Source organism: Kitasatospora sp. GAS1066B (assembly GCF_041262605.1).
Lineage (GTDB): Bacteria > Actinomycetota > Actinomycetes > Streptomycetales > Streptomycetaceae > Kitasatospora.
Window position 1 is genome coordinate 1 of record NZ_JBGCCO010000070.1, and the last position, 10,228, is coordinate 10,228.

A 10,228-nucleotide genomic window follows, 5' to 3' on the forward strand; every position below is an offset into this window, starting at 1 on the left:
GCCGCTGGCCCAGCTGCCGCCGCTGAACACGCCGACGCCGTCCCCGTCGCCCACTCCCACCCCCCCCCCCGCGGCGCCCCCCCCCCCCCCCCCCCCCCCCCCCCCCCCCGCCCCCGGCCCCCCCCCCCCCCCCCCCCCCCCCCCCCCCCCCGGGGGGGCGGGGGGGCCCCCCCCCCCCCCCCCCGCCGCCGGCCCCCACCCCGGTCCCCGGCGCAGCACCGCGTTCTCGTACCTGCGCACGAGCAGCTCCGGTGCCTGCGCACGAGCAGCTCCGTCTCCTTGGAAGGGCGCCGGGATCGGGCGGTGACCTGGTCAGCACTCGTACTCGTGGACAGGGCGATCTGCCGTGGTACCGGGTCAGCCGTCAGTGGCCCGCACGTCGATGTCAGCAATTCCTGCATGTCCGCGGACATCCGGGCGGCTGTCGGGTCGTCGAACGGGAAGTACGCGCGTACTCCTCGAACTTCGAGGTCAGCACGGCCAAGCTGTGGTTGTGACGGGGCGCCTCACTCCCGGTCAGGTGCTCGGCACCGCGACCGGCCTGGCCAGTACCTGGTCCAGGACGTCGGCGAGGAACCGCGCCGGATCCGGGACCGGCGCCGTGACCCGCATCGCGACGATCGCGTCCGGTCGCACGAGCAGGGCTCCGTCGTCGGACAGCCAAGGTGCGCAGACCCGGTGTGCCGGTAGGCCGACGTGCGCCGCGTCGGCGAGCCACCGGTCGCCCGCGGCGCCCACCAGCAGGGTCCACCGGGACGCGACCAGGTCGAGCGTGGAGACCCCGTCGACCCACGCGTGGGGCACCCGTGAACCCGGCGACCCGTCCAGCGCCGCCACCAGGTCGACCGTGGACGGGAGTTCCGGCCGCGGATCGACGACGGCGGCCGAGTCGTACCGCTGGCCGAGGTGCACGACCGGCGCCGCCCACACCCCCGCCCCAGCCCTGGCGGCGTCGGCCTCGGGTCCACGCCCCCAGTGCAGCGCCGGGTCGGCCAACCTGCGCATCGCCTGGTCCAACGTCGCCGCGGCGACCGGCTCGCGCTCCTGCGCGTAGCTGTCGAGCAGGCCGGCGCCCGCCTCCCCGTGGTGGACGGCGGCCAGCTTCCACGCCAGGTTGTGGGCGTCGGCGACGCCGGTGTTGAGGCCGAACGCACCCAGCGGTGCCACGGTGTGGGCGGCGTCGCCGACCAGGAACACGCGGCCGACGGCGAAGCGGTCGGCCAGGGCGCTCCGGGGCCGCCACGGCAGCACGCTGCGCACCTCGACGTCGAGGTCGGGATCGCCGACCGCCGCGCGGACGACCGCGACGCAGCGTTCGTCCGTGAAGTCCTCGGGGTGCTCGCCCCCGTCCACGTCGCAGGTGACGTGGAAGACCCAGGTGGTCGCTCCGTCCACGGTCACCAGCAGGCCGGGTGCCTCCGGCGTGGTGATCGTGCAGGTGCCGAAGGACATCCCCCGCAGGTGGGGTCGGAGGTCGGCGCGGAACAGGATGTTGATCTTCGACTTGCCCAGGTCGCCCGCCCCGGAGGTGCCCACGCCGAGCGCGGCCCGCACGGCGCTGTGCGTGCCGTCCGCGGCCACCACGCGCGCAGCGCAGCGAGTAGCGACCATCGGGCCCCTCCAGCTCGACGTCGACCCCGTCGGCGTCCTGCGCGATGCCGACCAGGCGGGTCGACCAGCGCACATCCGCTCCGCGGCGCGCCAAGTCGGCCGCCACCACGGCGTCAAGGCGGTCCTGTGAGCAGACGCCACGCAGCCTGAACGGCGTCGTGTCCAGCTCGGTGGCGGACGGGATCGGCATGGGCACGGTCACGACATCGCCCGCGCCCATCTCGACGACGGTCCGCGCCACCGCCTTGGCCGTGGCACCCCGCAGGTCGACAGCGACAGCGTCGACGGCGGTGTCCAGCCCGAGTTCACGCAGGATCTCGACCGTCCGGGGCCCGATGCCGGTGGCGCGCGGGTGGACCGACGGCCCCGGGCGGCGTTCGACGAGCACCGCGGAGACGCCGTGGTGGGCGAGCAACGCCGCAGTGAGCAGCCCGACGCTGCCGCCCCCGACCACGAGGACCGGCACTTCCAGATACGCTGTTTCTGTCATGGATACACCGTAGCCAGAAGCTAGAATGCCGGTCAACGAGAAGAGGAAGCACCCGATGACCGAACCCGCTCCCTGGTCGGTGTGGACCAGGCCTCGCCCCGAACCGGCCCGACGCGCACCGGGAGTGGACCAGTACGTGGCCGCCGCGCTGGCCGTCGCCGACGCGGAGGGCCTGGCCGCGGTCTCGATGCGCCGGGTCGCGGGCGACCTCGGCTCCGGGACGGCCACCCTCTACCGCTACATCACCAACCGCGACGAACTGATGGACCTGATGGTCGACGCGGCGCAGGGCGAGGACCCGCTCCCCGAGCCCACGCGGGACTGGCGCGCCGACCTGGCCGCGGTCGCGCACGCCCAGCGCGCGACCCTGCTGCGGCACCCCTGGTTGGCTGGAGAACTGGCAGGCCGGCCCTCACTCGGCCCCAACTCGTTGCGACGGTCCGAATCCGCGCTGCGTGCCGCCGTCGCGCTCACGCCCGACATCACCCTGGCCTCACAGGCGCTCGGAGCCGTGCGCGCGTACGTGCTCGGCTCGGTGGCCACACAGCAGGCTGCTCGGCGCGCCGAGCAGCGCACCGGCCTGACCGAGGAGCAGTGGCAGCGCAGCGTCGGCCCCTATATCAGCGAGGTCCTCGCGGCGGGCGAGCACCCGATGCTCGCCCGCCGCGTCCTCGAAGGCGAGGAACTCGACCTCGACGTCGAGTTCACGTTCGGCCTGGACTGCGTGCTCGACGGTCTCGCGGCCCGATTGGGTCGCTGACCGTTCAGTGCGGCTACCGGTTCACAGTTCCCGACCGCTGCACCCTCGTCTGTGAAGAACCTCTACTCCCGTCGGTTCAGCGCGGGCGGAACGCCGACACAGATGGCGCCTGACTGCGTCCCCGTCAAGCAACGTCCGGTGATCGACTGTGCTGGAATGCTGCACCGTACCGAGAACACCGGAGAATCGCCCATGGGGGATGTCAGCGTGAAGAAGCGCTCATGGAACGAACTGACCGCATACCATGCGCGGCTGCGCGGCTGCCTGCTCGGCGGAGCCATCGGGGACGCGCTGGGCAACCCCGTCGAGTTCCTGTCTCTGGCGGAGATCCGGGCCAAGTACGGCGAGAACGGCGTCACCGGCCTGGTCGCCGACGACCAGGGAGTGATCGGCCGGGTCACCGACGACACCCAGATGACGCTCTTCACCGCCTCCGGCTGGCTGAGCGCCTACACCCGAGCCAAGGCCAGGGGCATCGGCGGCGCGGAGGGCGCGATCGTACGCGACGCCTACCTGTGCTGGCTGGAGACCCAGACCGAGCCCGCGCCGCCGCCGCACCAGGGACAGCGGCACCGCACCGGATGGCTGCGCGAGGAGCCCTGGCTGTACGCCCGGCGCGCGCCCGGCAACGCCTGCCTAACCGGCCTGCAGCAGACCCACACCCCCCGCCTGAACGATCCACTCGACGGCCGGCCCGGACCGGTGAACCCGCACTCCAAGGGCTGCGGCACCGTCATGCGCTCCGCCCCCTTCGGCTTCACCGACCGGGACGCCAAGGCCGCCTTCGAGGCCGCGGCGCACTGCGCCCAGATCACCCACGGCCACCCCACCGGCTACTACGCCGCCGGCGCCTTCGCCGCCCTGATCCACCACCTGCTCGGCGGCGTGTCACCGGCCGCAGCCGTGCTGCTCACCCTGGACCTGCTCGCCCGCTACCCCGGCCACGACGAGACCAGCACCGCCCTGCGCGCGGCCTACGACCTTGCCACCGAGGGTGGCGAGGCGACCGCGGAGAAGCTGCAGAGCCTGGGCGCCGGCTGGGTCGCCGAGGAAGCACTGGCCATCGGCGTCTACGCCGCGCTGGCAACCACCCAGCAGCAGACCTTCTACGTCGACCAGCAGGGCACCCACTGCCACCCGAACCCGCCGCGCACCCCCATCGAGGCCGCCTTCCTGCTCTCGGTCAACCACTCCGGCGACAGCGACTCCACCGGCTCCATCTGCGGCAACCTGCTCGGCGCGCAGCACGGCGACGTGTGCCTGCCGCCGGACTGGCTGCAGCGGATCGAGGGCCGCACGGCGATCACCAGGCTCGCCGACGACATCGCAGCCGAGGTGGCCCCGGGCGAGGAGCGCCGCTGGATCTACTGAGGGCTCGGACACACTCTTTGTACACGCTGCCCGCTTTCCGGGCAGCGGCCATCGGCGCCCGTTCCTGGCTTTCGGCGAGGAACGGGCGTTCGCCGTTTCACGCCCGCTCTGGCGGCGGGTGGTCGGCGCGGTGGCGGTCAGCCGATGGCGATCCTCTCTCTCGACGGAGTACTGGTGGTCAGGGTCCGGCCCGCCGGGTTGTAGGCGAGTGCTGAGGCGCTGACGCTTGCTCAGCAGCCTGACCAGGGCAGCGATCACGGCCCGGTCGCCGAGGGTGAAGGGCGGTTCCGGCCTGCCGCGTTCGAGGACGCTCAGCTGATGCCGCAGCACCAGTATCTCGACATCCTTGCCGCGGAAGAGCGGGCCAGCAGGCGCAGCCAGCCGAGCAGGAGGCGGCCGGATCGGTGGACCAGACGGACCGTCACGATCTCCAAGCGTGCGGCGCCGGCCTCGCGCACACTCTCAACGTGATCACATCGTGATCCTGAATCCTCAGCTCAGCGTGGGTGACAGAATTGTCGGCACCCACAGCTTTCCGCCGCCGCCTGCTCGCGGCCAGACGGTTGGCAGAAACCAGGAACCACACCAACCGCTCTTCCCGCGGGACGGACTGGTGTCGATGCAGCCACCGCAGATCAGGACCCACCCAGATCCACTACCGCAGACGCCAATTCCAGGCTGGCGATTGGTACAACTCGGTCGCTGGAATTAGGTTCAGTTGAGAATCTTTGAATTTTTCTCAATCACCAAAAGAAGACTCTTCAGTTCGGAGTTCGATTGAAAACAGTACTTCTGATCCAGGGACATTAGCTCGTCAAGCGCATCGACCAATGAGAGCTGCGGTGGCCCCTGGAGGACCTCCGCCAGCCTCATGGGCATCAATGTCCAATTCTTGCCGCTGGAATCAAAGCTCCACTCAAACTCACTGGCCGTTTCCGAGACCGCGACACGAAGGATTTCCTCAATTCTGGCAGAAGGGTCGCGATACCGCCAGACAATCGAGCTCGGGAACATTCTTGAATCCGCGGGGTTCAAACCGATGGCGTAGCGCCCCCACTCAAGCTCACCAAGCAAACGGAGGATGCGCTTTACTGTCGGCACCTCGATCACGCCGTGAGGATTTACCATGCTTCAGTCCCTCGGCCTTCTGCTAGTAAAACGAGTGGACAGGAATCCCGGGTTCCCATTATCGCGCGGATTGAGCCCTCGAAGTGCGCGCTCGTAGTCACCCAGAGGGACCGGCGTCGAGCTAAGGTCCGGGTCATACACATATCGCCCGTCGGAAAATACCTCATGGTAATCATACCGCTCCAGCACGCTGCCCCCCTTCTCGGGGATTACGATTTCATCGAACTTGGAGACCGGCGCGAAGCGAATAACCTGGCCAGCGCCGCCTGCGGACTCCTTGATTTGCTCGGCGATCTCGGAACAGTCCAGGCTGGAATGACGGGGCCCGCTGGCCAGCTTTTGCAATTCGGCCAGCGCATCCGAATTTGGGGGATAGTCCGGGTTTGGTGAACGGAAGTCGAAGAGTCCTCGACTGCAGTCATCCGGCGCCAGGCCCAGCGGGTCTGCCCAGATCGTCGGATTATGAACGTAGCTCTTGGCATTGGGGGCAGCCCGCAACCCCAATGGGTCGACCGAGAGGTACCGAGCACTCTCCGGGTCGTAGTGGCGGTGGAGGTTGTAGTGGAGTCGCGTCTCGGGGTCGTGGTACTGGCCGGGGAAGCGGAGTGGGGTTGTGGTGGTGGCGCCCTTGGGCTGGGTGGTGGTGCCCCAGAGGGTGGTACGGGCTTCCCAGGCGGTGGTGCCGTCGGGGTTGAGGAGGTGGGTGGGGGTGCCGATGAGGTCGGTGACGATGGCGAAGAAGCGGCGGTCGACTTCTTGCTGGTCGGGGGAGGTGGCGAGGTGTTCGGTCTGGGTGAGGGGGTGCAGGCCGTCGTGGTCCCAGGTGAGGGTGTAGGGGCCGGGGAGGGTGGGGCCCTGGGCGGTCTGTTCGGCGAGGGTGGGGCCGTCCCAGGTGAAGAGGGTCCACTCGGCGGTGGCGGGGCACTGTTTGGCGATGCGGCGGCCGAAGGGGTCGTAGTGGTAGAGCCATTCGATGCCGTCGGGGGTGGTGACCGCGATGAGGCGGTCCTCGGCGTCCCAGGTGTAGTGCCAGGTGTCGGTGCGGCCGGAGAGGGTGCGCCGGCGGCGGGTGGTGACGCGGCCCTGGGTGTCGTGGGTGTAGCGGATGCGGCCGGCGGCGGTGATCCCGGTGCCGGTGTAGCTGCGGGGGCCGTGGGCGCTGTCGTCGCGGGCGGGCCAGTCGGCGTGGGTGAGGTTGCCGGCGTCGTCGTAGGCGTAGCGCTCGGTCCAGTCGGTGGCGTGGACGGCGGTGACCCGGCCTGCGGCGTCGAGGTCGAAGCGGCGGGTTCCGGAGGTCCGGTCGTCGATGGCGGTGAGGTTGCCGTCGGCGCGGTAGCGGTAGGCGCGGTGCTGGAGGACGTCGGGGCCGGTGGTGAGGGCCTGGGTGGTGCGGCGGCCGAGCGGGTCGTAGGTGCTGCTGAGGGTGACGGTGTCGGTGAGGTGGCGGGCGGTCTCGCGGCCGGCCGCGTCGTGGTCGAAGGTGAGGGTGCGTCCGGCGGTGGTGAGGGTCAGCGGGTTGCCGGCCGGGTCATAGGCCCAGGTGCTGAGCGTGCCGCCTGGGGTGGTGCGGGAGGTGCGGCGGCCGAGCGGGTCGTAGGTGTTGGTGAGGGTGCGGCCGTTGACGGTCTCGGTGAGCAGGCGGCCCAGCGGGTCGAGGGTGCGGGTCAGTACGACGGCGGGGCCGGTGGCGGTGAGCAGGTGGCCCAGCGCGTCATGGGTGTAGCTGGTGAGGTCGCCCTCGACGTCCTTGGCGGTGAGGTTGCCCAGCAGGTCGTAGGTGTAGCTGATGGTCTCGCCCAAGCCGTTGGTGCGGGCGGCGAGCTGGCCGGCCGCGTCGTGGGTGTAGGCGAGGGTGCGGCCGTCGAAGTCGGTCTCGGCGGTGAGTCGGCCCGCCCGGTCGTGCTGATAGGTCCAGGTCAGGCCCTGGGGGTTGGTGACCTCGATCAGCCGCAGTTCGGTGTCGTGGGTGAAGGTGTGGCGGGCGCCGTCGGGGCTGGTGCGGGCGGAGAGCAGGTCGAAGTCGGTGTACTCGAACGTGGTGGTGGCGCCGAGCTGGTCGGTGTGGGTGAGGGTGTTGCCCTCGCCGTCGTGGGTCCAGCTCTCGGTGGCTCCGTCGGAGGTGGTGCGGGAGGTCAGCAGGCCCTCGGGGTTCCAGACCAGGAGGGTAGTACCGCCCACAGGGTCAGTGACGGCTACCGGACGGCCCAGACTGTCACGCCGGTAGGCAACGGTGCCGCCAAGCGGGTCGACTGCGGCGAGGACCAGACCCGCCGGGTCGCACTGTACGCGTGCAGTATGGCCGAGCACGTTGGTGCTGGCGGCGAGGTGACCCGCGGCGTCGTAGACGAAGTGGGCGGTGGCGCCGGCGGGGTCGGTGACCGAGGTGCGGTTGCCGTGCTCGTCGTACGTCTGACGCCAGGTCGAGCCGTCCGGGGTGATCACGGTGAGCGGTAGGTTGAGGGTGCTGTAGGTCACGAAGGAGCGTGCACCGTCGGGGCGAGTGACCATAACAACGTTGCCTGCCGCGTCGTACTCGAAAGCATTGGCGCGCCCGAGTGGATCGGTCACCGACAACAGGCGGTGGAAGGCGTCGCGGGTGAAGCGGGTGGTGTGGCCGAGCGGATCGGTGTGCGCGGTGATCTGGTGGCTCTGGTTGACCTCGAAGCGGTTCACCGCGCCTAGCGAGTCGGTGGCGAGCGTCTGGCCGGGGCGGTACTCGTAACTCCACCGAAGGTGACCGTTCGCACCGCCCTGGGCTATGCAGCGATCCTGATCGTCGTAGACGAAGCCGTAGCGCGAGCTGTTTCGGTCGATCCAGGCCGTCATCCGCCCGGCCGCGTCGTACTCGAAACGCATCGGCAGGCCCGAGGAGTTCACTACCTCAGTGAGGTGGCCGTCCGTGTAGCCGTAGCGGACCAACTCCACCCCGCCCGCGCGCAGCGCCGTGATGCGGTAGTCGGCGGTGTCGACTTCCAAGTGATAGCCCGCTGAGTGCCGGATGCCCATCGGGGCGCCGTTGTGGTCGTACTCGAAGACCAGTTGGTGGCCGACCCGGTCGGTGATCGAGTCGAGTGGGGCGAGCAGTGGGTTGGTCGGGTCAGGTCGGAAGACCCGCACCTGCCCCGTGACGGGGTTAGCGACGGTGTACCGGCCCTCGGCGTCCACGGCCAGCGGCCAGCGCGCGCCAGTGCTCGGCAGCGTCGGTAGGCCCGGTGCCGGGTGGGGGTAGGCCAGAGCGATGCTGTCGGCACGGAGCAGGACAACGCCTTCTTCGTCGATCTCCAGGCGCTCGTCCAGCGTGCACGCCCAGCTCGGCCCCAGCCAACGACCGGCACGGTAGTGGGAATCGTGGGTGCGGGTGAAGAGCAGCGGCAGGACGCCGGCGAGGTGGGCGTCGGTCTGACTCAAGGTCATGTAGCCGGTAGCCATGTCGATCGGGTCACCGCCGCGGCACCGATCACCCGGCTGGCGCCCGTTGACGTTCGGGTCCTTGACCGCGTTACGGCCCGCACCGCCGCCCGCGTCCTCGGCGGCGTTCTTCGCCGCGGTCTCGGCGGCGTCCTTGGTGGCGTTCACACCGACCGTCTCGGCGGCGGTGGCCGCTTCGCCGCTGCCGCCGGTCGCGGCACCGAACACCGCGTTGAGGAAGAGCTTGCCGCCGGCCTCGGCCGGGTCCGAGCCCCAGCCCGAGCCGACCAGGGACTTGACCACGTCGGTGGGGTGCATCTCGGCATGCACCAGGCCGACCGCGACCTGGTTGACGTGGTCGAGGTAGGTGGCCGGGTGGGTGGCGTTGTAGGGGTCCATCGGGTTTAGGCCGCGCCCGAAGTCGACGATGTCGGCCGCGCCCTTGGCGATCCCGCCGTACACGTGGGTGACGCCCACCATGCCGCCCTCGGCGGCGTCGATGGAGTCGAGCTTCATCCGCTGGGTGAAGCTCGGCTCGGTCGGCGCGGTCGCCGTCGCGGTCTGGAGTGCCTTCGCGGCACTGCCGGCCGCCGCGTCACGCTGGGCCCGGGCCTCGCGCAGGAGGTCCTGGGCGTGGGCGAGTTGGCCGGTGCTGGGATCGTGGAAGTCCCCGGGGTCGGTGGGCTTGGGGCCAGGGTCCGGGTTGGACCTTGCGGCGTCGTTCCACGCCTTCGCGGCCTTGTTGAAACTGTCGACACTTGCGTTGTACGCGTCCTGGGCTTGCTGGTGGGCCTTCCTCGCCGCGTTGTACGCATCGATCGCCTGCTGCGCCTGACCCTGCGCCCAGGTGACAGTGTGTGAGAAGCCGTCCAGCGCCTGGGCAGCGGCCGCGCACGCGTCGGCGGCGGTCAGCCACTGGCCCGGGTGCGGGGCGAAGCGGGTGCGGAACGCGTCGGCGGCCTGGCCCTGCCAGTGGGAGGAGTCCATCGCCCGCAGACCGCTGCCGGTCTCCTCGAACGCGTCGTGGAACGTGCGCAGATGATCGGCCGCCTCGCTCAGCGCCTTGGCGTCCCCGTGCACCAGGTCTTTGGGGTCGTCGGACTGCCCGAGCTGCTTCTCCCCGACCTGCGCACCGAGGCTGTCGGCGACGCTATCGCCCCAGTTGTCCACCGTGTTCGCCGCGCCGTGCAGGCCGACGAAGTCGAGCATGCCGCCCACCATGTGGGCGTTCTGGTCGACGACCTTGCCGACCTGCTTCTTGCCGTCCTGGTACAGCCCTTCCAGGCCGTCGCCGACGTCGTCCAGGATCCCCATCAGCCGTTACCCGCCTGCCGCTTGGCCGCATCGATGACCTGCTGCGCACCGGGCAACGGGACGCTCTTCACCACGTCCTTGCCCTCCGCCGCCCACGCCGCACGCGAGTCGGCCGCCGCCTTGTCGAGCGACGCCTTCGAGTAGTC

At 70.3% G+C, this 10,228-nt stretch carries 5 protein-coding genes and 1 pseudogene; 2 read left to right on the forward strand and 4 right to left on the reverse strand.

What is annotated here, in order from left to right; all coding sequences use genetic code 11:
- Nucleotides 1–516: 516 nt before the first annotated feature.
- Nucleotides 517–1,611: an FAD-dependent monooxygenase gene (locus ABH937_RS37760; RefSeq protein WP_370220817.1), complete on the reverse strand. Its 1,095-nt coding sequence runs from the start codon at nt 1,609–1,611 to the stop codon at nt 517–519.
- Between the two features lie 37 nt (nt 1,612–1,648).
- Nucleotides 1,649–2,101 (reverse strand): annotated as a pseudogene (locus ABH937_RS37765) (FAD-dependent monooxygenase); the annotation flags it as partial.
- 55 nt (nt 2,102–2,156) lie between these two features.
- On the opposite strand from ABH937_RS37765, the gene ABH937_RS37770 reads away from it, so the two are divergent.
- Both ABH937_RS37770 and ABH937_RS37775 read left to right on the forward strand, forming a co-directional pair.
- Complete coding sequence (locus ABH937_RS37770; RefSeq protein ID WP_370220818.1) at nt 2,157–2,861, forward strand: TetR/AcrR family transcriptional regulator C-terminal domain-containing protein; 705 nt, start codon at nt 2,157–2,159, stop codon at nt 2,859–2,861.
- Between the two features lie 192 nt (nt 2,862–3,053).
- The gene (locus ABH937_RS37775) at nt 3,054–4,232 is read left to right on the forward strand and encodes an ADP-ribosylglycohydrolase family protein (protein WP_370220819.1); all 1,179 of its coding nucleotides are present in this window, start codon (nt 3,054–3,056) and stop codon (nt 4,230–4,232) included.
- A 714-nt stretch (nt 4,233–4,946) separates the two neighbouring features.
- Here the strand turns inward: ABH937_RS37775 and ABH937_RS37780 are convergent.
- Together ABH937_RS37780 and ABH937_RS37785 are read right to left on the reverse strand one after the other, a co-directional pair.
- Nucleotides 4,947–5,342 (reverse strand): hypothetical protein, encoded by a 396-nt coding sequence (locus ABH937_RS37780; RefSeq protein ID WP_370220820.1) that lies wholly within the window; start codon nt 5,340–5,342, stop codon nt 4,947–4,949.
- Between the two features lie 21 nt (nt 5,343–5,363).
- Complete coding sequence (locus ABH937_RS37785; RefSeq protein WP_370220821.1) at nt 5,364–10,082, reverse strand: putative T7SS-secreted protein; 4,719 nt, start codon at nt 10,080–10,082, stop codon at nt 5,364–5,366.
- Nucleotides 10,083–10,228: the final 146 nt, after the last annotated feature.